This window comes from Vibrio sp. 03-59-1 (assembly GCF_013114135.1).
GTDB classification, from domain to species: domain Bacteria; phylum Pseudomonadota; class Gammaproteobacteria; order Enterobacterales; family Vibrionaceae; genus Vibrio; species Vibrio cortegadensis.
Genome location: NZ_VTYA01000001.1, coordinates 362,763 through 385,383 on the forward strand (window position 1 = coordinate 362,763; position 22,621 = coordinate 385,383).

Genomic DNA, 22,621 nt, shown 5'->3' on the forward strand with positions numbered 1-22,621 from the left:
ATGTGCCAATAATAAACCACTTACTTTTCAGTTTGTTACGTGTATTGGTGATCTTTTCTATTATTGAAATATTGAAAATCAAGCATAAATGATTGATTTTCAATCCTGGAAAAAAATATGCCAATATTATCGACTCTGGAGGCGGTACAGGTCTTTTTTAAGCTGTTGGAAACCTAAAGTTCTGTCTTGTTCTTTTGGCGTCATCCCTTGTAGTAATATTTGTTGAATATTAGCGAGTGTTTTATTCGTGCTTCTATTTATTAGGTGCTCTTGTTGATAGGGATGAATATTGAACAGTAATTTATAGATAAGAATACTTAACGAAAATAGGTCACTTTTTATTGTTGAGGTTTGCCCATTTATAACTTCTGGAGCGGCAAAATTTCCGCTCCATGCATGTACTTTATTGAAATCAATAGCAAACTGATTCTCTTTTTCATTAAGGCTTCGACTAATACCAAAATCAAATAGGAATAAATGCCCTTCCTTTGAAATTAGTATATTGCCAGGTTTAATATCGCCATGTATTACTGAACTGTTATGGCAGTGTGAAACGGCATTTATTAATTGGATGGCATAATTTACTCTTTCAGCATTGGAGATATGACTCATTGGTGAATCTAATAGTATTGAGAGTAGATCTCCCTGAATGAGTGGCATGAGAAGAAAAGTATTGTCTGTTTTATTGCATAACTCTATTTTCTGAATAGGTAATATATTGGGATGGTGAAGCTTTCGAGTTTGCGTGTATTCATTAATTAGAATGCATTGCGCATCGTTATATTGATGTGCTTCTGCATTTAATACTTTTATGGCCAATCTATCACTTGAAATATTCAGGCTAGTTAGCAATAGGTCACTGACTTCGTAAACAATACCCATTCCACCGATACCAGCGATACGCCTTATTTTATAGCGGTTATTGATGATTTCCGGTAAAGGGTGGGCGATTGGCGCTTTGGTTATAGATTTAGGCGCTTCGATTTCGGCACTACCGGCAAGAAAATCATTTATGTTTAAGTGGCTCATTGAGTTACCTTGATCATAACAGCAGACAAGTTATCTGTAGCGTCAGTTTGTAGTGTCATCTGTTGTAAGTATTGAGTTCCTTTGGCGGTATTTGTGTGCTCCATACTATGCTGAATGACACGAACAGGAATGGATTTATGTACTCCGTCGCTTGTGAGTAGTAACGTGTCATGGTTGCGGATAGAAAAGATGCAATGCTCGATATTTAGTGAGTAACCCATCCCAATAGCTTGAGTTAATACTTCTCTGCCTTTCTCTGTTTCTGTTGTGTGGTCTTTTGATATTTGATAGAGCTTTTTTTGGCGGTATAAGTAGCAGCGTGAATCACCAACCCAAACGCAAGCCATATGCTCTTTGTATGAAAGAAGTAAGCAGACGGTACTGCCAATAACAGAGCTTTGAGATAGGGTTTTCTCTTGGCTTAGGTGGTAATTAACTTGCTGTAATTGTTCTTTAGCTGCGTTAATTCTTTGCTCTAATGTGCCAGTGAAGGTCCCATCTTTTAGCCTTTCGATGATCATGCGACTAGCGAGTTCACCATAATCGTAGCCTCCCATACCGTCAGCAACAGCCCAGACGCTTTTTGAGCTCAAAGAGAGCAAGGCGTCTTCATTTTTAACTCGAACTTTACCCTGATGGGTAAAGCTCGCAGAAGAAAAAGCGATCATTATGATAGCTTCTTCGGTAGTGAGAAGTTCGTTAGCATTTTCCGGTCAAACGGGTTTGGTGTGCGCTCACTGTAAATGAGGTACTTAGCGTTCATTCCGCGATTTTGCAGATCAATTTTTAGTACATCTTTTCCTTTATAGTTTTGCACTTTAAAGCTATCTAACACTCTAAACAGCGCCCATGGACCTGTACCTTGCTTATTGATGACTTTAGTTCCGTTGAGGTCTTGCAATACAAAACTCACGTACTGGCGTTGTCCTTGAATTGGCCAGTTAAGCGCGACTTTTTGCCTCGGTCCGTGGCGATATAGCACTTTAGTCTTGCCATAGTAGAAGGTTGACTGAAGGGCGCTTGCGTCTAACTCGAATGGTGTAATTTTAAAGTTAAGGTTGGCATCACTTCCTTTATTACCATAAAAATTTCTTTTAATTTTAAGTCCTTTCGCGAACTGGTATAAGAAGAGATTGGATAGTCCAATATCTTGGCCGTTCACTTTTTTAAGCGACATCTTCCCACTTCTGTATTTAACAAATGGTGCTAAGGTATTGTTATAGAAGTGATCTAAAGCTCCGTCTTTTTGAAAAAAGCTATCAAAATCGGCAATGTTGACATCTCTGCTACTTTTCTTAAACGGGTAGCGCCCTGCTAAAGATAACGTATAGGGAGAGACGACTTGATCAGCATAGAGAGATTGCGCATGACCTCTTGCGGAATTCAATATGGTTCCCCATGCATTGCTCGATAACTGTTTCCACCAATTTGATAATGGTTGTGGAAGGTTTTCTGCCGAAATTTGCACATCATTCATTACATTAGGCATGCCTTGCATTCGATCTCTAGCGAGTTTGAACGATGATTTTAGGCTGTTTGGTGAATGGTTTATGATGGCTAATTTTGCACCAAGCTCATTGATTGAAACCAAGGCATCTTGCAGAGGTATATCGGCTTCTGCGGATTGGGTTAGTAATTGATTTAAGCTTTGGAACTGGCGTGATACTGCTTTTCTAGCGCTTTCTGTACGTTGTTCAACGCTGAATAGTCCTGAAGCCGCGAGTTTGGTTAAATTATTTCCGATCGGGGTTTTCTTGCTTCCTTTGGTTACTTTATCTGCTATTTGGGACTCATCAATAAACGTAGTGTTGTCTTTTATGATTGATAGTAATTTTACGATTGGTTGGCTTGAGCCTGTCATGCTGGTTATTTGAGCAACGGCATGATCGTAATCCGTCGCTGGAATGATCTGCAGCTGATTGACGGCATCTTGCCAGTAGCGAATATAGTCATTGAAATAGAGGTCTTCTACTTCAGCATATAACTCTCTTATTTCTAATGAACTTAGGTCGGTAGAGGTACCTAATACCCAGTTTTCATTCACTAGGGTCTGCACTTCAGATAACCCTTTGTTTAGGAATATTTTTTGGTATCCAGTTTGAGTGTAAAACCCTGATATAACAGTATCTGTATTATTAAATAACAGTTGAGATGGGCCTAAGTAGTCGCTGAATTTTAGATCGCGGAGACCTTCAACATCTGGGTCCTCTTTGAGCATTTGGTAGACTAACTCTGATGTATTCGCTTCACGTAGATATTTGCGTGATTTGGCAATTAAGTTGTCGTTTAACTCTACAGGTTCAAAGCCAGAATTGAGCAGGCGTTTAAAGTGCTTTTGTAGTGATTGCTGTTCCGTTGCTGAGCCACTATAAATATAAGACCAGTTAAGAGCTAACCACTCTTCAAGGTACTGTTTGTCCATGTGCTCTTGCTGTTTAAGCATTAGATATGCACGTAGTGATTTAGTTAAAAACTCTCGATTGTCTTGGTTGCTTTCTATTTGCTTCTCTAGCTCACTTTCAATGCGAGGTAGCAGTAAAGTTCTCAGCTGTTGCTGATAAGTTTCTACTGTAGTTGTAATGATCTTGTTGCTTTGATCTAAACCAGAATAATGTTCAGCGAAGCTCTTATCGCCGTGTGAGTAGACTTGTGTTGCTTTATAGAGCGTGTTGAGCGTTGGTAGTAACTCAATAGAACTGGCTAAAGGTGAGACATGCAAGATTCGGTTCTGATACTGTTCTTTTAGTGCTAATAGTTCTTGCTGTTTACTGTGGTTGCTCAGAAAACCGCTGACCCATAGGCCACCAAAGAGGATGATAAGGGATACTGAGCCAGCGTAAAACATGGTGTTTCTTAATTTGACAGTACGTTCGTATTTTTCATCTAATGTTGCTAGTTCACTGTTAGGGAAAATGATCTCTTCAAGCAGTCGTCGAATGAAAAAACCACGTTGATGCTTGTAGGTTGGTAGAGCTCGCTGACTTATCCCCAAATTTTGCCCGATAGCTGTTGATGTGGAGTCGATATTTTGCGCTTCAGGTTCTGGAACGGAAGTTAGGTAAAGTCCACGAAGGTGAGTAGGGGTGTGGTAGCGTGTTTCTGCAAATGATAGTTCGCAAAAAAGAGAGAGACGTTCGACAATTGCATTTAGCTGCCTTGGAAATTGCAGTAAATCTGCGCGTCTTATTACATCTCGTTCAGTATGAAGGCGTGACAAAAGCTGAGCGTTTAAGCGACGTAGGAGCTGTTCAAATTCTTGTTTTATATATTCTGTTTGTTGTCCTTCACCTTCATTAAATGTGACTCCGAGCACTTGATCCATCTCTTCGCGGCTAAGCTGAGAAAAGAAAGAGTCAAACCCAGTAATTTTGTCGGTTTTTGTTAATACTAAATAAACTGGTACATCAGAGTTTAATTTCTCTCTTAATGTTTGCAGTTGATCTCGAACGTATCGAGCATGTTGTTCGATTTCATTTTCATCTGGATTTTGTAATGTTTGGATATCTATGGTTAAGATAATGCCATTGATTGGACGACGACGGCGTTTAATATTTAGTAGGTGTAAAAACTGCCCCCAAATGGAGCCTTCAATGGAATTAGAGGCTTGATCAAAGAAACGTCCTGCGGCATCTAGAAGTACTGCATGGTTGGCAAAATACCATTCACAGTGTTGACTACTTTGAATATCTCTTGTGTATTTACCAGTGGCTTGATTCAGAGGAAAATCAAGACCAGAGCACTCTAGTAGCGTGGTTTTTCCGCTGTTTTGAGGGCCTATCACCATGTACCATGGAAGTTGATACTTCACATCGTCATTTAATTTTCCGTATAAGCCTGCTCGTTTTATGGTGGCAATGGCGTCATTCAGCTTATCTTTTAATATATCAACTGAATCGTGAATGATGGACTCTTCTGCCGCACGAGCTTCAGTTATCTCTTTGTTTTCTTCTGAAAGTGCTTGCTGTTTTTTTGAAAAGTCGAGTGCGAATAGCGATAATCCCCAGATTGCAAAGAAGAGTATGATTGCTATGACTTTACTGCTGGTCGCTGTTAAAAATGCATGACCACCAATTGCGATTTCTGCTCCCCAGATCACAACGATGACGCTAATGAGCAGGGTGAGAACTAGACTCCAGCACCAGGTTTTTTTTAAGGTTTCCCAAATTTTTTTGAATACAGCCTTCATGTTTTGAAATCCTATTGAGTAATCTGAAGGTAAGAACCTGCAACTTGTACAGATTGCTGATCAAGTACGTAGTAAAAGCCACTGAACATAGCGATAAGGCAAAGGAGTACGACGCAACAAATTCCGATTCTTGATGTATTTCGTGCAAGCTTGTGCCGCTGAACTCTTTTGGGCTCCCAGTTTGGAGATAGACCGGTGGGCTCATCACCTCGAAGTGAACGAATTTGGCGATATAAACTATCTCTGATGGTGTCAAGTTCGATAAGTCCTCTAGAGAGCACCCGATATTTTCCTTCAAACCCTAAGCTTAAGCAGAGGTAAATGAGCTCTAATAAATTGAGAAATTTAGCTGGGTTACGGCTTAGTTTTTCAAGTAATAGGAAAAACTTTTCCCCACCATAGGTTTCATTATGGAATGTACTTAGCATGCTTTGTTGAGACCAGTTACTGTTGTGCCCCCAAGGGGTGGTGACAACGGCTTCGTCAACAAAAGTGCATAGAAGGTAGCGCGATAATGAAATATAGTTATTCTCTACCCCAAAGTTAAGCGCTTGAAATTCAAAGGCTTTAATTTCATCAATTAAACGTGCTTTGAGTAGTTCTATATCTTGATAGGTCTCTTTTTTGAGATCGGCCGCGAGCCCTAATATGGGGGTAGCGGCATCAATTAAAGGGTTGATGCCGACAATGATCTGCTCTTCAGGTTTCAGACGCGCAGCGTAAACCATTCGTTCCTGGAGTTGTTCAAACCTTGGCGCGTTAGCTTGGGTGGTTAATGAGGCAGATGCTTCGTTAGGCTGTTGGGTGATTAGAACTGTTCGATCATCTATACTGCTTATGTTGTTCATTTAGCTATTCCTTATTGCCCAAAACTGAAGTGATAGATCGTCGAAATCGCCCGCAATATGGAAAGCAAAACCACCTGATTGGGTAAGTTGTGAGCGGTCGGTAGTATTGAGGTCAAGAGCGAAGTAGCAACAATCACCATGGTAAGGCACTTGTCGCGGTGCTACTTGTAAAGCTCGGCAGCGGATCCCCGGAAGTTGGAGGTTGACTAGGCTACGGATCTTTTCTACAGGACCGACTTTTAGCTGCGGTGGTAGTTGTTTACGCAGAGTTTCTGGATCCATATTTGAACGAGCCGCCAAAATAAAGGTGGAACCATGGATAAGATCGCTCTCATTGATAGGGGCAACCAGCACGCCATGATTACGTTTTTGTAGCTCGATCTCTAAAGCATTCTGTTTTAGTGATTGAGTTAGTTGGCCTCTTAGATTAAACATTAACTCTTTAAAGCATGCGATTTGATCTTGGTGGTTATAGGATAAATTCAGGTTCGACCGACGCGTTTCAGGGCTATAGGTCGCAAGCTCTCCTTGTAGTGATAATAAATTGAGATAGAGCTCTTCAGGGTGATAGCTGCTTGCGTTATGTAGATAATTGAGTTGAGGCTCTTTTTTGTTTAACAGTTGCAGTAGCAAAAAGTCACCAACTTCAGAGGTGGCATGGGCCGACTGGGTTATGCGTTCAGCAAGTACATTGGCTCGATGAGTCACTAGGTTTAAGGTTTCGCGAAGGGTACGCTGAACATAACCAGAGTTTCTGCCATTGATGAATGGCACTTCAAAGTCACTTTCAAGCTCAATGATTCCTTCTGGCATCACTTGTTTAATTTTACATATCGGTAGCTTTATCCACTGATTATCAATATCTGCATCCGCTAGAATATGAAAATCCAGTTCACCGCAGCTAACATTTTGGATATTTTGCATGTTGGCATTGTTGTCCGATATCGTTACATCAAATGAGATATATCGAGTCGTGATATTATCATCATTTTTTTTACGTGATTCAGGGGTGTTGGGGCTGGATATTGGTAAAGATAAATACAGCATTGCACCATTGCTCTCTTGGCCCCCCTCCCATATCAAAGGTTTTGACTGGTGATTGATGTCAAATAGCGTGCCGTCGGGCATGATCCCTTTGGCTTCCGTTACGACTACTTTGCCAATCGATAGGTGATGTTGATCTATGGTGAGTGAATAGACTCCCCAATTGAATCGGTTCTGATGTTGTGTTCTAACTTGCATTTGATGATGTAAATGCCGGTCGTGCTGTTGAAAATGCTGTGGTCTTAACAGCATTCCTTCTTTCCAAACCACTTTGTTCATGACTCTGTACTTCCTTTATTCGTTGTCGGTGCTAGGTGTGGTCGGTTTGTTTTTCTGTGACTTTACATACTTCACTCGTAGGATGCTGCTTTTGGTGATAGCTAATTCAACGGACTGTCTGTCTTCTATTTCAACCGTGTGTAAAAACTTCCATTGAGAGTCATCTAACTGCTGATAAGCGCCAATAACCCCGATATATTTACTGCCATCATTTATACGGAGTTTGAGATCTTTTGTTTCACCAGGTCTCATAATAATCTCCTCTTCGGCCACTAAATCGGGCCCTAAAGTCGAGGATGCACTGTTATACAGTTGGAAAAAGCCCGCATTTTCAAAGGTGGTTGCAGCATTTAGCTCAATTAATTTGACCACCATTGGTGAAGGTCGGCCTACTTGATCGGGGTTTAAATTCGAAGATGCTGCGAGTTTGAGATCGATTAATGTCGGATCTGGTTGACTGCTGCATCCACTGAGTAAAATAAGTAAGAATAGTGGTAATAATTTTTTCATGTTGTCCTCTTAAACACGCAGTGCTGCATTAAGTAGTTGAAGTTGGGTTTCATAGTGTTTGGCAAAATCTTGCTCTAGTAGGGCATTACGCCAATCTTTGTCTGCTACGATTTTTTCGTGTAGGCGGACATAAGATTGCCAATATTGCCCATCAGCACTGCTGAATTTGAAGCGAGGTTTAATCCCATCTTGGACAAAGCGGTACACTAAGGTTTTCGGTGATAGTTTCTCTATCATTTCGTCTAAGGTATTATGGCAAGCGTCATTTAAGGCCAGTTGATGGGCTTGTATATCACGGCAGCTTTGGCGAACAGCTTCGATTCCCTGTAGGTAACCTGGCTTGTGATTGATGAGGATATTTAGAGCCTCATGACTATCGTGAGTAAATTTAATTGGATTGTTACCTTGGGCTTGAATGGTCGTTGCTTGACTTGAAAGATTATTTTTAAGCTCGGTACGAGTTCGTAATAGTTGCTGAATACCGGATACCGATGTACGCAGCAAAATACCGACGTCATAAGCGAATTGAGCGTCATCTTCTATTTGATGAATATCAATACCTAGACCTTTGGCGAGTGCAGCTAGTATGGCTGATTGATCGTCTGGTGTGGCTGTTCTCTTTTGCTGTGGAGGCTCAGTGGTGACGGCGATGGTCGGTTCGTCTGATGGTTCAATTTCTTCAGCTCTTTTGCCTGTGAATTCATAAAAAACATCATCGGTTGCATCACCCATTTGTACTGGTTCTGATTGTATTTTTGGGCTAAGTTCTGGCGATATGAATTGTTCTTTTAAAAGGCGAACATCACTCTCTGGAGAGTCTGATGGATCCAACATGTGATCAATAGCCAACTCGTCATCTGTGGCGAGTAGTTCTTCGACTGGCTCATCGTTTAGAAAGCTGTCATCAGGGATCATGTCCTCAATGGATGTGCTATCAAAGTGATAAGTACTTGGATCTTGTTTAATCTGTGCTTGTATATGAACGGAACCTATTTCAAATGTATCTCCATGTTTAATAGGATAAGGTTCGTTTTTATTTAATGACGCCTCCTGCCCATCTAGGTAAGTACCGTTGGTGCTTTTGTCGGTTATATAGAAAGTATTACTCTCAAATGAGATAACGGCATGTACATTAGATATTTGGCGCTTGGGATCTGGCAAGCACCAGTCAGATTCACTATTTCGACCGATAATGCCTCCAGTTTGTTTAAACGTGAAAGTGGAGTCCATTTCTGGTGTTGTATGATCCGCTTTAACAATCTCGAATATTAACTCCATGATCAGTTAACCTCATCTGTAATGAGTTCGGCTTGCTCTGCTGGTGGTGGGCTACCAATAGGACGATAGTCTGCCACATTGGTGCAGGCTGAGAGCAGCGTGCTGAAAAACAGTACTGAAATTAAATGTTTCATTATTGGTGTCTCCATTCTTTAGCGGATAAGTTAAATTTTCGCATTCGGTAATCAAGCGACCCTTTTGACAACTGAAGTTGTTGCGCCACGGTTTGTAACTGACCTCGGTATTTGTCCAGATAGTGAGTTAATAACCTCTTTTCAAATTGATCAATTTGAGTCGATAAGCTGCCATCCACGCCTTCTACATCAAATGATGATGCGGTTGTGTTAGTTGAATTTGAATTTGAACTTGGAAGTTCATTAGCCAAAATCTGAGGACAAATTGAGTGAGGGTTTGAACTCATGATTAATGTTCTTTCGATGATGTTTTTTAGTTCTCTAACGTTGCCGAGAAAACGATGGCTCGAAAGGTTTTTTTTGCATGAATCAGATAGGGAGCTGATTGGCGTTGAATTTTCTTTCGCATATTGCTTTATGAAAAAATCAGCCAGAAGAGCAGTATCTTGTTCTCGTTGATGTAGCGGCGGGAGCTCTATTGGAAATTGGGCTAGGCGGTAGTATAAATCTCTGCGAAACAGTCCTTTTTGGATATGCATTTCAAGGTTCTGATGTGTTGCTGCCACAATGCGTACATTGATAGGAAAAGAGGAAGTAGAACCCAGTGGGCGTACTCGTTTTTCTTCGAGAACCCGAAGTAGTTTTGCTTGTAATTGGATTGGCATATCACCAATCTCATCAAGGAAGAGGATGCCATTTTGAGCCGAGCGTAATAGACCATCATAGTCTTGATCTGCACCTGTAAATGCCCCTTTTTTATAACCAAATAGCTCACTTTCTAGCAAGTGTTCTGGAATGGATGCGCAATTTTGCACACAAAACACTTCATTTCTGCGGTTGCCATATTGATATATGGCTTTGGCTATTAGCTCTTTACCTGTCCCTGTATCTCCTGTGACGAGAATATTTTGATTAATATGTAAAGCTTGGGAAATTTTTAAATGAACCGCTTTAATCGCTTTGCTTTTACCTATGATTCCGTAGTTTTCAGGAATCGGACTGGAGACTTCTCTTAGCTGAGGTTTATTGAGTGATTCGGTTGTCAGAGTGCGCATCATAGCGATCTTAGTCATCGCTAGGTGATTGATGGTACGAAGATCGCTATTTAGCCTGTTTTGATTGTTTTCGATAGGCATGTATATCGCTAATACACCCATAACAGAATGGCTGCTATTTGGATTATGCAAAGGAAGCAGCATTATTCTCCCTTCTTCGATTTGATAGCGTTCATCTGCGGTAAATAGAATATGGCGCAATGTGTCATTACATTGACTGAATTTAAAATTAAAACTTCTCCCTTCAGTCAAACAAAGAGTCAGGGCATTTGCATCGTCGTAATCGGTTCCACTGAGCCCTTGAGGGTCAGCTTCTATTGCAACGCCCTCCGAGTCTGCTGAAGCAATGTTAGTTAAATGGGTACCTTCTGGATCAAGTAAAAAACACAGTACCTTTTGGGCTTCAGTTAATGCGAGAATAGACAGGAGCCAGCAATTTAGAGTATTGCTGTACTTCGTTTGGATCCCTAATTGATACAGAGAATCCGCCAAGGTTGTAGAGCTTATTGGATTCGATGTTAAAGAGTTCATGCTCCCCCCTGAAACTTGCAGTAAAATTGGCCTTGGTTATTTTTATCAAGATGAACGCTAACTAAAGGTGTGTCTGTTGACATTGCGCTAAGAATTTGTGCCGAGAGTGTTGGTTTAATTTGCCCATTAATAATGGTGTCAATATTTCTTGCCCCTGTTTCTGACAAGGTGCAGCAGCTTGCAATTTGTTTTAAAACGTCTTGGCTGTAGCTAAATTCAATATTCTGTTTTGCCATTAGTTTGACTAATTGGTTCATACGAATTTCGGCTAACTCAAGCATGGTGTCTTGCTCGAGCGGATAGAAGGAGACAATATTCATTCTGCCAACGAGAGCTGGTTTGAAATATTGATTTAGGATTGGCCTAATCGCATCGTTAAGGCTGTTATGTTCGGGTCTGGTAAATTCAACGCTCTCTTCTTTCTCTACGAGTTGAACAGGTTGAGAGCAGAGTTTTTCGATGACATCTGAGCCTAAGTTTGAGGTCATGATAATCAATGTTTGGCGGAAGTTGATTTCTCTTCCTTCGCCATCATTTGCAACACCCTTGTCAAATATTTGATAGAACAGATTCATGACTTCTGGATCGGCTTTTTCTACTTCATCAAGTAGTACAACGGAGTAGGGACGCTGGCGGACGGCTTCTGTTAATACGCCACCTTCACCGTAACCCACGTAGCCAGGAGGTGAGCCAATAAGTCGAGAAACCGTGTGCTTTTCTTGAAATTCAGACATATTGATAGTGGTCAGGAATTGATCTCCACCGTACATTAGATCAGCAATGGCTTGAGCCGTTTGTGTTTTACCCACGCCACTTGGTCCAACAAAGAGAAAGACGCCAGTAGGTGCATTAGGGTTATTTAAACCAGCAGCGGTAGCTTGTACGGCTTGTTCTAAAGCAATGATGGCATTGTCTTGGCCTTTTATCTGTTCTTTTAGTTTGCTACGAATCGTAAGAACTTGTTCAGTTCTCGCTTTCATCAAGGTTCCAAGCGGGATCCCTGTCCAGTGCGCGATGACCTCACCAACGAGTGATGGACATACTTCATAATTAACTAAATCATGTTGCTCTTTTAATGTGGCAAGTTGTTGAGCTAATTCAGTTTGTTTGGTGATAAGTTGATCTTTTTCTATTGTTGAGTCGCCGGATGTGATCGCTTGGCGAGTATCTAAAAGTGCTTGTGCAACCTCTTGTTGGTTTAACCACTGTTGTTCTATTTCTTGCTGTTGGCGCTGAAAATTGGCTAACTGTGTAGTGAGTTCTGCTGTTTCTTGAGCATCACACTTTAAGCCCGCTTCTAAATCTCGTTGGCGTGACTTTAGCTCCCTTTCAGTAATGGCGATATTGTGTTCTAAACGCTCTAACTCACTAGGTTTTGCTCGTAAATTGATTTTGACTCTAGCGCATGCCGTATCAAGCAGGTCAATGGCTTTATCTGGCAGTTGTCGTCCAGTTAAATAGCGAGCGGATAGTTCTGCAGCAGCAATAATGGCATCATCGCGAATATAGACACCATGTGTCTCTTCATAGCATTCGGCTAACCCACGTAAAATAGTGATGGCCTGTTCCACACTAGGTTCATTTACTTTAATGGGTTGAAAGCGACGAGCCAGTGCAGGATCTTTTTCGATATATTTTTTGTATTCAGACCAGGTTGTGGCACCTATAGTGCGAAGTTCGCCACGAGCAAGGGCTGGTTTAAGCAAATTAGCGGCATCATTACTGCCTGCCTGCCCGCCTGCCCCTATAAGGGCGTGGGCTTCATCAATAAAGAGCACGATTGGTTCCGCACTCTGTTTAACGGCTTCGATTACGCCATTTAAGCGGCGCTCAAACTCTCCTTTTATACTTGCACCGGCTTGTAGGAGTCCTAAGTCCAATGATAATAGAGTGATGTTTTCAAGAATATCGGGCACTTCTTTGGCGGCTATTTTTAATGCTAACCCTTCGACTAAAGCCGTTTTCCCTACGCCAGCTTCACCCACTATCATTGGGTTATTTTTCCGTCTACGAGCCAAGATATCGACCATCTGACGTATCTCATGATCACGGCAGAGCACAGAGTCAATCTTATTATCACGAGCTAATTGCGTATAATTCGTGGTATAAGCTTCTAGCATCTCGTAAGCATCACTGTTCGTGATGTCTAAAGATTGAGAGGCATCAATTAAGCCTGCTACTTGCTGCTTCAGTTTGTCTTTTGGGATGTCTCCCAGCAGTGCATAATAAGGTGTGTGCCCATATTTCCCTGGGTTACTTAAGAGTGTTAATAGCATACCTGCTGATAACACTTCTGATAGATTCAGTTCAAGAGTGGAATGTAAGTAGGACTCTTGTAGCCACTCAACTAATGCAGGAGAAAGGACAGGATGAGTGCTCTCATTATTTGAGACTTTACGTGAGTGTTGTAGTGTTTTTATTAATGCTTCACGGTTGATCTCAAACTGCATACAAGCTTTATTCCAAAAGCTCTGCTCATTGTTCAATATAGCTAGAATAAAATCTTCACATAAGACTTCATGCCCACCACGAGAAACACAAAGTTGCGCAGCTTGCTCAAGAGCAAGGTGTGATTCTTTATCTAACGCTTTGATTAATTGTTGAAGTTCAACGTTTAGCATAATATTTTTCCTGAAAGTGTAATACTTCTCTCATTGGGTTTAGAACCTAGCCAACTCGTCCAACCAAGTTGACAATCATTAGTGCTGTCTATTCTTAGTGGGCGGGGTTCATTCTCTTTAAGATGAAGCTGGATGTCATAATCGAGTGGATCTTTAACAACAAATGGAACCAATTGATGCAGTGCTTTCCAATCTTGTTCGCCCGCTAAAAAACGGTGGAATTGTTGCCAAGTTAGTTGACGTATATGGATACGAAATTTATTGGCGCGATCTTCTACTGAAGTGCCAATAACGGTATCCATACCTAATGTACTGCTCATGAGTCCTAGCTGATTTTGTTGCATAGGGTGAATCTGACTGTATCGCAATGTACATTGCTCTATGTCGATATGAGGGAGTTGAAAATAGTACCGAAGCACGGCTTCTATCGCCGACGCAGAGCGAACTCTTTGGCTAAGTAACCCTACATATGGGAGTAGTCTTGCCCAGTCTATATGTTGATTTTCTCGGAGCTCTTTATCCCTCAAGCCTAATAAAGCAAAAGTTTGTGCTGAAAAAGTGTCTGATGCTCCGGTGCGAAATGAAGCGCTATAACGGTACTTTTTCCATACCGTTTTAATTAACCTATGAATTCTATGATGGAAAATATCCAAAAAATTTTGAATGTTTTTACTATCACTATTAGAAACATAATCGTTGTAGTAGTTTGGCATTGGTGAAGAGCTACCAAATAGCGCCAATAGGTTCAGTGTTATGATTGCTTTGGGTTGTCCTTGAGCATCGTTTATTAGCTCTGCGCACTCCACATCACTCGCAGCGAATCCTTGAGATGGATTGGCCACAAATTGAATCCGTTCATAAGCCTCATCTTTTGATAGATGAGGGATTTTAGCGGTTAATAGATCGCAAATTCTATCGACGGCTTGAATCAAAGAGAATCGACGAATTTCTTTATTAACCAGTATCAAATCACAGGTTGCTGACCGACTCGTGGTGACCATGAGTAGTTGCCTCCTTCTGAACTTTGTACAGATAACATGTTGACGGTGTTTATACTGGTGTAGAGTGAAAAAAATTCATTCAATACTGATGCAAATAAGTAGAGTTCGCCTTCACATAAAAAATGTTTAGATTCCAGTGTTAATTGTGTATTCATACCTCGAACAGGAAGGCCCTGTAACAGCAGGTCAATTGGCTTCGTTGACATATTTTTGATGCCACCAAGTAACCTTTTTGTTTGTTTCGCTTTGGTGTCATTTTGGGCACCGGGAAAGTCATACGCGACCAAGAGCTTCTTTAACGCTTCTGGCTGGGTTAACGAGATATAGTTGAGCGACATATTGGATATCAGCGACCATAATCCATCTTTTTCTATCGGTGGAGCGTAGGATTGTGTTGGCATGGTAATGTTTTTAAATGTCGTAAATTCTGGTGATGAATCGGTGCTTTCACTGATATCGCCGAGAGACAACTTACAAGGAAGCGAACCATTACAAGCTTTTATCGAAATTGAAATCGTAGTAGAACGATGCTCAGTATTATTTAGGTTAAAAGATAAGTAGGTATCGAACTGACGAGTTACGATATTTGGTGACTGTTTAATACTAAAAAATTGACCATCATTGTTATTCGCATCATGTTCAAAGGATTCGAAATCATGAAATTTGATTCGCCCATGAGTGCCTGGTTGCCAACCCACCACACTATTTACGCCAACGATAATGCTTTTATCGTCACTTAAAGTGGCGTGAGAGAGTTTGTAATGTGTTTTGGTATGGTTCAGTAAAATAGGGGCGGCATCAGCCTCAAATAGGTTGACAATTGGAGTACAAAAAAGCGCGACTTTAGCTCTGTCAGGGTAGAACTGAGTCATAGATAATTGTTCAAATTTAAAGCTGAACTCAATGTGAGTACACTGTTTTGTTAACTCGACAGGCCATATTGGAAGATCGACTAAATCAATGTATTGATATTTATCTGGGTAGCAAAAAAATTCTTGTAAATGGCGGTATCCCATAAATGTATTTAAAGGATATTCCAGTAGAGCCTGATCTTTTTCGAAGCCGACTTCTTTGAGGGTGTTTAGTGCTAAGGTGGTGTTGTTTATTCGCTCGCCTTCGCTATTAATTAAACGATACTCAAGTTTTGTGGTACGAACCTTCATTGCTAGCAGCAAGGTTAGACAAGTTGATTTATCCCCGTGAAAGTGAAGTCGTAACGTATTGAGGTTTATGTCGCTAAGCTGTGCTCCATTTTCAAGGGCCAACTTAATCGTGTATACACCGCCATCACCTGTTGAGGTGTATTTACTTGAATGGATCGAAAGCGGATAAATATCTGTGTCATAGCAAGTCTTAAAAATACAGGCGGTATCTTCGATCTTGTTGCTTTTAACTTCAGTATTAGCTTTTATCGTTTGCTTTTGAGTTAATTCTGGCTTTGGTTTAAAAGCCAATGTGCTAATTGATGGAACAGGGCGAATATAGTTTGGCCATAATAAGCGCATCAGTGAATGAGTTAATTCAGGAAGTTCATCGTCTAGACGCTGTCTTAAGCGTCCGACCAAGAAAGCGAACCCTTCAAATAGGCGCTCAACATCTGGATCTTGACCATGTTGGCTTAAAAATGGCGCCAGAGCTGGGTTCTCATCAGCAAATTCTTTACCTAGCTCTCTGAGAGCAGATAGCTCGCTTAAGTAGTACTCATTAAAGCTCATGCAGCACGGTATCCGCGGCTGTTCACGTTAGTGTTGAATGCAATTTGTTCTCGTTTCCCGTGAACGATAATGTCGCCGGTTATGTTAAACGAAAGGTGCAAGGGACAGTGTAGGTCGCCTAAGTAAGATACTGAGGTATTTATTATACGTGGTTCATAAACGCGAACCACTCGCTCTACTTCGCGCTTTACATTTTGAATTGCATCATGAGGGCTCAAATGCAGGGCATTGATGTCAGGTAAACCTAAATCAGGAACAGTAAGAGCCGAACCTTGGCGGGTTTCTAATAGCTGGATGACATGATTTTTAATAGAAAGTGACACTTTCTCTGAGTCAGAAAGAGCTTCTATACCGTTATTTTTGCCTGCAAGACGTTCAAAAAGTCTAATGCGCATTATTCACTTCCTTTTACAACTTCATGTCTAATTTATGATAAGGATCACTCCTAACAATGAATCATTAGGAGTGTCGATAATTATTCGGTATCCAGTTTCCCAACAAGAGAAAGCGTGAAGTCGGCACCCATATATTTAAAGTGTGGGCGAACCGCTAAGCCAACTCGATACCAGCCGGGATTACCTTCAACATCATGAACGGTAATTTGTGCTGCGCGTAATGGGCGGCGGCTGCGCACTTCTGCTGGTGGGTTCTCTTGGTCTGCAATATATTGGCGAATCCAAGTGTTAAGCTCAGCTTCCAGATCGGTTCGTTCTTTCCAACTGCCGATCTGCTCTCTTTGAAGAACTTTTATGTAATGTGCCAAGCGACTAATAATAAATAGGTACGGAAGTTGAGTGCCTAAACGGTAGTTAAGCTCTGCTTTTTTTCCTTCAGCACTGTTACCAAAAGTTTTTACTTTTTGAACAGAGTTCGCCGACATAAATGCTGCATTGTCAGAGCCTTTACGCATAGTAAGAGCAATAAATCCCTCTTCGGCGAGTTCATACTCTCGGCGGTCTGAAATTAAGACCTCGGTTGGGATCTTAGTTTCAATATCCCCCATACTTTCAAAATTATGGAGGGGAAGGTCATTAACCGCACCACCAGATTGAGGCCCAATAATATTTGGGCACCAGCGGAAGTTTGCAAAGCTATCGGTAATGCGTGATGCCATTGCAAAAGCCGTGTTTCCCCATAGGTAGTGCTCATGAGTTTGCGATACGTCTTCTTGGTAATTAAATGTTTTTACAGGGTTTTCTTCAGGATCATAAGGTTGACGAAGAAGGAAGCGAGGTAGAGTTAACCCAACAAAGCGTGAATCTTCTTGTTCGCGGAAACTTTGCCATTTTGTGTAAAGTGGGCTTTCAAAGTGGTCACTTAAATCTTTAAGATCAGGTAAACCTTCGAAGTTCTCTAAACCGAAAAATTTTGGCCCAGCAGCAGAGATAAATGGGGCATGAGACATAGCGGATATAGCTGCAACACTTTGTAGCGTCTTGATATCCGGTGCTGTAGGGCCAAAATCGTAGTTACCAATAATAGCGCCTACTGGTTCACCACCGAATTGACCATATTCAGCGGTATAGATGTGTTTGTAGAGTCCCGATTGAGTAATTTCAGGTGCATCTTCAAAATCTTCAAGTAGATCATCTTTAGATACATTAATGAGTTGAATTTTAGTGTTTTCACGAAAGTCAGTACGATCAACTAACATTTTGAGGCCGCGCCATGAAGACTCAAGTTTTTGGAAGGTATCATTGTGTAAAATGGCATCGACTTGATGACTTAATCGTTGATCAATTTCAGTGATCATTTTATCAATGAGTGCTTTTTTAACGGGCTCTGACTGGTTATTAGGTTTTAAAAGCTCTTCAATGAATGCGCTCACTCCGCGCTTGGCGATACCATATGCTTCATCATTTGGTTGAATGTTCGTTTGAGATACAATTTGATCGAGTAAGCCGATTGATGATTCTTGTTGTGTTTCGGCAACTGTTGTTGTTTCACTCATGACGTTATTCCTTGTTGTCGTTTAAGCCAAGCTCTGCAAGTAACTTGTCACGAGCACTATCATCTACGAGGGCTTCTTCAATGGCTTTACGGAAAGATGGTACATTTCCTAGTGGACCCTTCAATGAAACTAACGCTTCTCTAAGATTCATTAATCCTTTTAATTCAGGCACTTGATCAACAATACTTGCTGGTTCAAAGTCCTTCATATTTTTGATAGCCAGAGACACGGGAATTTCATCGTTTCCCCCTTCTTGCAATCGGTTATCAACATTAAACTCGATATTCAGTGCTTGTTTTTCAATCACATCATTAAAGTTATTTTTATCTATGTTGATTGGCTGGCGCTCTTCCAGTTTGCGATCATCGGCTTGGTTGGTGAAATCACCTAAAACCATAACTTTCAAAGGCAGCTCTTTCTCTTCAGTTGCCCCACCAGTTGCTGGCTTAAACGTAACGTTAATACGTTCTTTTGGGGCAACAGATCCTTCTTTTGACATGATTTCTCCTTGGAGTATTAATCGCTAATGACTTGAACTGGGTTTAAGCAGCAAAGTCGATCGCGTATTGATTTATTCAGAATTGGATCCTGATTTTTATTGGGTAATTGGTTTAAGCATGTGAGCCAAAGTTCAAGTAACTGTTCTTGTAAGTCAGGGGCCCATGTAGTTAAAACGTTCTGGCCATATAGCGAGTCAAGTTCATTCAACAAGGTGCTGGCTAAGTCAAATTTTCTAGCTTGAACTAATAGTTTTATTTGTGAATATCGCCAAAAAAAACGTTCACGACCGGAATTCGCTTGTTTGTATCCTGATATTAAAGGTTGGATTGAAGAAGCTAATGTGCTGGTTTTAAGTGCTTTCTTTGACTTATCGAGCTCAGATTCCCATTCATCAATAGTATTATTGATATTATGTTCAGTAGTAGACTCTAAAGGTGAGGGTGATGAGTTTGCAGTTTGAATAGCAATCCAACTTTGAGTATCGTTGCTGGCAAATAATGTCCCATCATCAAAACTAAGTTCTAGTAATTCAGGAAATTGCAGTAATAGCTGTGAGACCTCTTGGCAGATAATCGTCGCCGCTTCTTTTTTATTCTGAGCTTCTAGGCATTGCCATGCCATATAATGGCCATCAATCCAAAACGGTGACTTGGTTAAACTTGCTTCAATTTGAATAAGCAAATCGGCATATTTTTCTTCCGCTAAAAGAGTTTGGTATTGTTGAACTTTAGTGATAGGTACAGGTTTTAATGGAGTAATTCCCTTATCATCTGCTTTTGGTGCTTGAAATATATTAAGCCAGGTTAACGAGCGATTAAGCTTAAATACGCGCGTGTCGGCTGAATTTTGTTTAAGCCAATATTCAGTCAAATTTCTGCTCATTTCTTGTATTTGACGAAATGCTTTATTTGCATCTCTATCACTTTCAATACTGGTCTCGATATGCAGTAAGTGCGTAGCTACAGATTTAGCTTTTTCTAAAACCGTTGTTTTACTTATCTCTTTAATCGATTTGTCTTCGCTTTTTGATGAATCAATACGCTTGATTGCCATCTTGATTTTTTTTATTAACGGCAGAAGATTAAAAGCATCGTCTTGATGTAATTTCATTAAACTCTTATCTAGAGAGGTAATGCAATTTAACGTTGAAGATAGATTTTCTTTATTTAGATCATCAAGATAAGTTCCAATTTCCTTTTCTGCAAAATTAAGGAAATCAGACAAAATACTGATTTGAGCTCTTTTACGCTGTGGGTATGCGGATTCACCAAATATGGTGATGAAATCATCATGCAAAGAAACAGCCGAAATTAAATTATTAATGGAGCTGTTTAGTTTGTATATTGATTTAGAGTACCAATTCAATAAGCGATAGTCTTTAGATTCACTTTCAAGCAAAACCTCAGAGTGGTTTTTTATAAAGTCCCAATCAGTTGGTTTATTTGAAAATAAATTGTTTGTGTTGTTGATTTCATTTTCAATAGCTTCAAATCGTTCGTCATATTTTAATTCAACACCCGCAGGAGTTCCCTCACTAATATAAGTGAGTAATTTGTTGTGTTTTGTCATGTATAACCTAGCCTAATGTCATACGAAATCAACGTAACCTAGCTCTGCTAGTGAGATGCTGATGCTTTTATAATTATATTTTCAATTATCTATGCAACGTTTATTTTTGTTTTTGTCAATAACTGAATGTTTTGCACTATTTTGTGCTTGATGGGAAAGTAGCACATAATATTATATTTTTAATCCTGTTTTTTCTTTGAATTATAGATATGTAATAATTATTCTCATATTTGAGATGGTTAGTGTTAGTGTTAGTGTTAGTTTTGTAATTAAAATAAAAAATCCAATTAGAGGGATAGATTCTATTAATAGAATCTATCCTTTAAAAGTACTGAACTATTCCATTTTTGTAATGTGACATTTTTTAAATGTAAGGTGCGTGCTAAGGTGTGAGGGAAGTCGCATATCTTGGCTTAAAATATAGGTTTTGCTAACACTGTTGAAACTACTTAATATTCACGCTACTGCCTGCTTTGATTTCACCGCCACAGTTAACAGCGCTGCCATCAATAGCGATGGGTTTGCCATTGACTAATATGTGAGAAGCTCCCGATGCAATTTTTCGAGGGTGGGGCGGGTTTTTAGGTTTGTCGTGAGGCTCTAAATCATCCCCAAGGCGGGCCACGGGTTTGCCATCAATCATGACATCGGGGCTCGCGGAAATAATGGGTGTTGGCGGGAAGCCATCGTGTTCGCTTCCAATATCACCGAGTAGTGCAGCTTTTGGCATGAGATGTTCCTTATTCAATGCTTTGGTTTTAATCAATTTCGTTAACAATGTTTGCTTAGTGTCGACAAATAAACACGCGTTTGTATTGATGAGTAAATATCAGGATTTTATAGGTAGTCTTAAGCTAGTTGTAGCAAAGGGTGTTAATAGTTTTCGAAAAGTTCATAAATATTTTGTTCTACTCCAGCAATAACATTTAAAAGCTCTCTGGCAGTCGTACCATTTGAATTTTTCTTATCTGGGTTAGCTCCATTAGAGAGTAAAATTTCAAAGGTATCATGATCAAGTGGCATTCGATCAAACCCTGTTCGTAGTGCGTCAATGGCCTTTTTATTCTCATGCTCAAGCAATTTATCTGCACCATTTTCCAATAACAAGCGTATACCATCTACATTACGCTGACGCACAGCATAGATTAAGGGAGTATTCCCATAATTATCTATGGCATTGACATCTAAACCTTGTTCGAGAAGGAATTCGATTGATTTAACTGGTGTTTTATCCATTAAATCGGTCAAGCTAATATGAAGATAGGTCCATTTATCATTTTCTGTGATACGGTATATGTCCTCGCCATTTAAGATAAGTTTTTGGATTTTCTCAACATCCCCATCATCTAAAGCTTCAACTAGTTCAATGCTCATTATTTAGTCCTTTTTAAAAATTTCTTCATATGAATTTTAATTCTTTCTAGACCATTTGAACCTGGCTTTTCATTCACATGGCTTAAGTTTGTTTTAGCATCTTCAATCTGATAGTAATCAGGGCGAGAATTCATAAAATCGTTTAATTCTTGTTGAGTCATATCAAGCTCTTCTGCCGCTTTAATCACTCGTCTATTTTCCAATCCTTCTTTATGTCCATAATGCCAGTCAGTTAAAATATTTCTGTCTTCACCAATAAAATTTCCGTTATTATCTTTCATGGCATTAGATTCTATCTGCCTTTTTGTTTCAGATCGTAAAGAAGGACGTTGAAGAGTTGGTTTAGGCTCACCTGATGAAGCAAAGCGTCCTAACTCATCTCTAAGTTGGTTAAAGACAAGATACAGTGGCGGTATTCCAGAATCCGCTGGGAAAGTAATAATATACTCAGCCAGATCTGTCTCAGGGTAAAGTGCCGTTCCAATCTCTTGTCCATGCTCCTCAATGGGGCGAACCCAAATATTATGTACATCGAGTTGGTCATTTTCAGGTGAAACCGTGCTAGGCGATAAGAGATGACCTGATTCATCTGGTGTCCATGTTAGTGTAATACCATTATCGAGCTCAGCAATATAGTTTTCACCACTTTGAGTCGCTTCACGCTTATTTATGCGTTCGCCGTAGACACTGCCATCCCTTGTTTTTATGCCGATCACTTGTTGTTTGCCGAACTTGTCGGTGCTCATGTTAAATCGAACGCGAGTAGTTTGCGTGGGTTGTGAGGATAGTTGAGCAACGTTATCCAAAGAGCTATCCCCTAATGGAGAAGGCCAAAGAGCTGCACCTAAGCCACCGCCGGCTCTAGCAAAGAGACCTAATGCTTCTCTTGAAATACTTAAGCCGCTCAGTTTTGATGCGTGGCTAATCACACTTTGATTACCACTCGCCGCATACGCAGGAAGTGCTAAAAATGCGGATTGTTCGTATTGAGTTGT

Annotated in this window: 19 protein-coding genes; all 19 read right to left on the reverse strand. The window is 40.4% G+C overall.

Features of this window, described 5'->3' with window-relative positions:
- Positions 1 to 126: 126 nt before the first annotated feature.
- Entirely contained in the window at positions 127 to 1,029 is a 903-nt protein-coding gene (locus F0249_RS01520; protein WP_171755601.1) for a serine/threonine-protein kinase, read from the reverse strand.
- Positions 1,026 to 1,697, reverse strand: a complete 672-nt coding sequence (locus tag F0249_RS01525) for a PP2C family serine/threonine-protein phosphatase (RefSeq protein ID WP_171755602.1) — start codon at positions 1,695 to 1,697, stop codon at positions 1,026 to 1,028. The genes F0249_RS01520 and F0249_RS01525 overlap by 4 nt, the downstream gene beginning before the upstream one ends.
- Positions 1,697 to 5,215, reverse strand: coding sequence for a type VI secretion system membrane subunit TssM (tssM, locus tag F0249_RS01530; protein WP_171755603.1), 3,519 nt, complete (start codon positions 5,213 to 5,215; stop codon positions 1,697 to 1,699). Before tssM ends, F0249_RS01525 begins: the two co-directional genes overlap by 1 nt.
- Positions 5,216 to 5,226: 11 nt before the next feature.
- The gene (gene icmH, locus F0249_RS01535; RefSeq protein WP_171755604.1) at positions 5,227 to 6,063 is read right to left on the reverse strand and encodes a type IVB secretion system protein IcmH/DotU; all 837 of its coding nucleotides are present in this window, start codon (positions 6,061 to 6,063) and stop codon (positions 5,227 to 5,229) included.
- A complete protein-coding gene (gene tssK, locus F0249_RS01540) occupies positions 6,064 to 7,386 on the reverse strand; it encodes a type VI secretion system baseplate subunit TssK (protein ID WP_171755605.1) in 1,323 nt (440 codons plus the stop codon).
- 15 nt (positions 7,387 to 7,401) lie between these two features.
- Complete coding sequence (gene tssJ / locus F0249_RS01545; RefSeq protein WP_171755606.1) at positions 7,402 to 7,896, reverse strand: type VI secretion system lipoprotein TssJ; 495 nt, start codon at positions 7,894 to 7,896, stop codon at positions 7,402 to 7,404.
- A gap of 9 nt (positions 7,897 to 7,905) precedes the next feature.
- Complete coding sequence (gene tagH, locus F0249_RS01550; RefSeq protein ID WP_171755607.1) at positions 7,906 to 9,174, reverse strand: type VI secretion system-associated FHA domain protein TagH; 1,269 nt, start codon at positions 9,172 to 9,174, stop codon at positions 7,906 to 7,908.
- Positions 9,175 to 9,176: 2 nt separating this feature from the next.
- A complete protein-coding gene (locus F0249_RS20320) occupies positions 9,177 to 9,308 on the reverse strand; it encodes a hypothetical protein (RefSeq protein WP_017054507.1) in 132 nt (43 codons plus the stop codon).
- Positions 9,308 to 10,894, reverse strand: coding sequence for a sigma-54-dependent Fis family transcriptional regulator (locus tag F0249_RS01555; RefSeq protein ID WP_171755608.1), 1,587 nt, complete (start codon positions 10,892 to 10,894; stop codon positions 9,308 to 9,310). The genes F0249_RS20320 and F0249_RS01555 overlap by 1 nt, the downstream gene beginning before the upstream one ends.
- A complete protein-coding gene (tssH, locus tag F0249_RS01560; protein WP_171755609.1) occupies positions 10,891 to 13,515 on the reverse strand; it encodes a type VI secretion system ATPase TssH in 2,625 nt (874 codons plus the stop codon). Before tssH ends, F0249_RS01555 begins: the two co-directional genes overlap by 4 nt.
- A complete protein-coding gene (tssG, locus tag F0249_RS01565) occupies positions 13,509 to 14,516 on the reverse strand; it encodes a type VI secretion system baseplate subunit TssG (protein WP_017054504.1) in 1,008 nt (335 codons plus the stop codon). The genes tssH and tssG overlap by 7 nt, the downstream gene beginning before the upstream one ends.
- Positions 14,480 to 16,231 carry a type VI secretion system baseplate subunit TssF gene (gene tssF, locus F0249_RS01570; protein WP_171755610.1) on the reverse strand — a complete coding sequence of 584 codons (1,752 nt, stop codon included), beginning with the start codon at positions 16,229 to 16,231 and terminating at the stop codon, positions 14,480 to 14,482. The genes tssG and tssF overlap by 37 nt, the downstream gene beginning before the upstream one ends.
- Positions 16,228 to 16,626, reverse strand: a complete 399-nt coding sequence (tssE, locus tag F0249_RS01575; protein WP_017054502.1) for a type VI secretion system baseplate subunit TssE — start codon at positions 16,624 to 16,626, stop codon at positions 16,228 to 16,230. The genes tssF and tssE overlap by 4 nt, the downstream gene beginning before the upstream one ends.
- Before the next feature lie 80 nt (positions 16,627 to 16,706).
- Entirely contained in the window at positions 16,707 to 18,182 is a 1,476-nt protein-coding gene (tssC, locus tag F0249_RS01580; protein ID WP_171755611.1) for a type VI secretion system contractile sheath large subunit, read from the reverse strand.
- 4 nt (positions 18,183 to 18,186) lie between these two features.
- Positions 18,187 to 18,681: a type VI secretion system contractile sheath small subunit gene (gene tssB / locus F0249_RS01585; protein ID WP_171755612.1), complete on the reverse strand. Its 495-nt coding sequence runs from the start codon at positions 18,679 to 18,681 to the stop codon at positions 18,187 to 18,189.
- A gap of 17 nt (positions 18,682 to 18,698) precedes the next feature.
- A complete protein-coding gene (gene tssA / locus F0249_RS01590) occupies positions 18,699 to 20,252 on the reverse strand; it encodes a type VI secretion system protein TssA (RefSeq protein WP_171755613.1) in 1,554 nt (517 codons plus the stop codon).
- 445 nt (positions 20,253 to 20,697) lie between these two features.
- On the reverse strand, positions 20,698 to 20,982 hold the full coding sequence (locus F0249_RS01595) for a type VI secretion system PAAR protein (protein WP_171755614.1): 285 nt from the start codon (positions 20,980 to 20,982) through the stop codon (positions 20,698 to 20,700).
- A 143-nt stretch (positions 20,983 to 21,125) separates the two neighbouring features.
- Positions 21,126 to 21,626, reverse strand: coding sequence for an ankyrin repeat domain-containing protein (locus F0249_RS01600; protein ID WP_171755615.1), 501 nt, complete (start codon positions 21,624 to 21,626; stop codon positions 21,126 to 21,128).
- On the reverse strand, positions 21,626 to 22,555 hold the full coding sequence (locus tag F0249_RS20390; protein ID WP_216599487.1) for an S-type pyocin domain-containing protein: 930 nt from the start codon (positions 22,553 to 22,555) through the stop codon (positions 21,626 to 21,628). The genes F0249_RS01600 and F0249_RS20390 overlap by 1 nt, the downstream gene beginning before the upstream one ends.
- Positions 22,556 to 22,621: the final 66 nt, after the last annotated feature.

Excerpts from the sequence above, each read along its gene's own strand:
- F0249_RS01520 (WP_171755601.1), bottom strand. The coding sequence starts at position 1,029 with ATGAGCCACTTAAACATAAATGATTTTCTTGCCGGTAGTGCCGAAATC.
- F0249_RS01525 (WP_171755602.1), bottom strand. The coding sequence starts at position 1,697 with ATGATCGCTTTTTCTTCTGCGAGCTTTACCCATCAGGGTAAAGTTCGA.
- tssM (WP_171755603.1), bottom strand. The coding sequence starts at position 5,215 with ATGAAGGCTGTATTCAAAAAAATTTGGGAAACCTTAAAAAAAACCTGG.
- icmH (WP_171755604.1), bottom strand. The coding sequence starts at position 6,063 with ATGAACAACATAAGCAGTATAGATGATCGAACAGTTCTAATCACCCAA.
- tssK (WP_171755605.1), bottom strand. The coding sequence starts at position 7,386 with ATGAACAAAGTGGTTTGGAAAGAAGGAATGCTGTTAAGACCACAGCAT.
- tssJ (WP_171755606.1), bottom strand. The coding sequence starts at position 7,896 with ATGAAAAAATTATTACCACTATTCTTACTTATTTTACTCAGTGGATGC.
- tagH (WP_171755607.1), bottom strand. The coding sequence starts at position 9,174 with ATGGAGTTAATATTCGAGATTGTTAAAGCGGATCATACAACACCAGAA.
- F0249_RS20320 (WP_017054507.1), bottom strand. The coding sequence starts at position 9,308 with ATGAAACATTTAATTTCAGTACTGTTTTTCAGCACGCTGCTCTCAGCC.
- F0249_RS01555 (WP_171755608.1), bottom strand. The coding sequence starts at position 10,894 with ATGAACTCTTTAACATCGAATCCAATAAGCTCTACAACCTTGGCGGAT.
- tssH (WP_171755609.1), bottom strand. The coding sequence starts at position 13,515 with ATGCTAAACGTTGAACTTCAACAATTAATCAAAGCGTTAGATAAAGAA.
- tssG (WP_017054504.1), bottom strand. The coding sequence starts at position 14,516 with ATGGTCACCACGAGTCGGTCAGCAACCTGTGATTTGATACTGGTTAAT.
- tssF (WP_171755610.1), bottom strand. The coding sequence starts at position 16,231 with ATGAGCTTTAATGAGTACTACTTAAGCGAGCTATCTGCTCTCAGAGAG.
- tssE (WP_017054502.1), bottom strand. The coding sequence starts at position 16,626 with ATGCGCATTAGACTTTTTGAACGTCTTGCAGGCAAAAATAACGGTATA.
- tssC (WP_171755611.1), bottom strand. The coding sequence starts at position 18,182 with ATGAGTGAAACAACAACAGTTGCCGAAACACAACAAGAATCATCAATC.
- tssB (WP_171755612.1), bottom strand. The coding sequence starts at position 18,681 with ATGTCAAAAGAAGGATCTGTTGCCCCAAAAGAACGTATTAACGTTACG.
- tssA (WP_171755613.1), bottom strand. The coding sequence starts at position 20,252 with ATGACAAAACACAACAAATTACTCACTTATATTAGTGAGGGAACTCCT.
- F0249_RS01595 (WP_171755614.1), bottom strand. The coding sequence starts at position 20,982 with ATGCCAAAAGCTGCACTACTCGGTGATATTGGAAGCGAACACGATGGC.
- F0249_RS01600 (WP_171755615.1), bottom strand. The coding sequence starts at position 21,626 with ATGAGCATTGAACTAGTTGAAGCTTTAGATGATGGGGATGTTGAGAAA.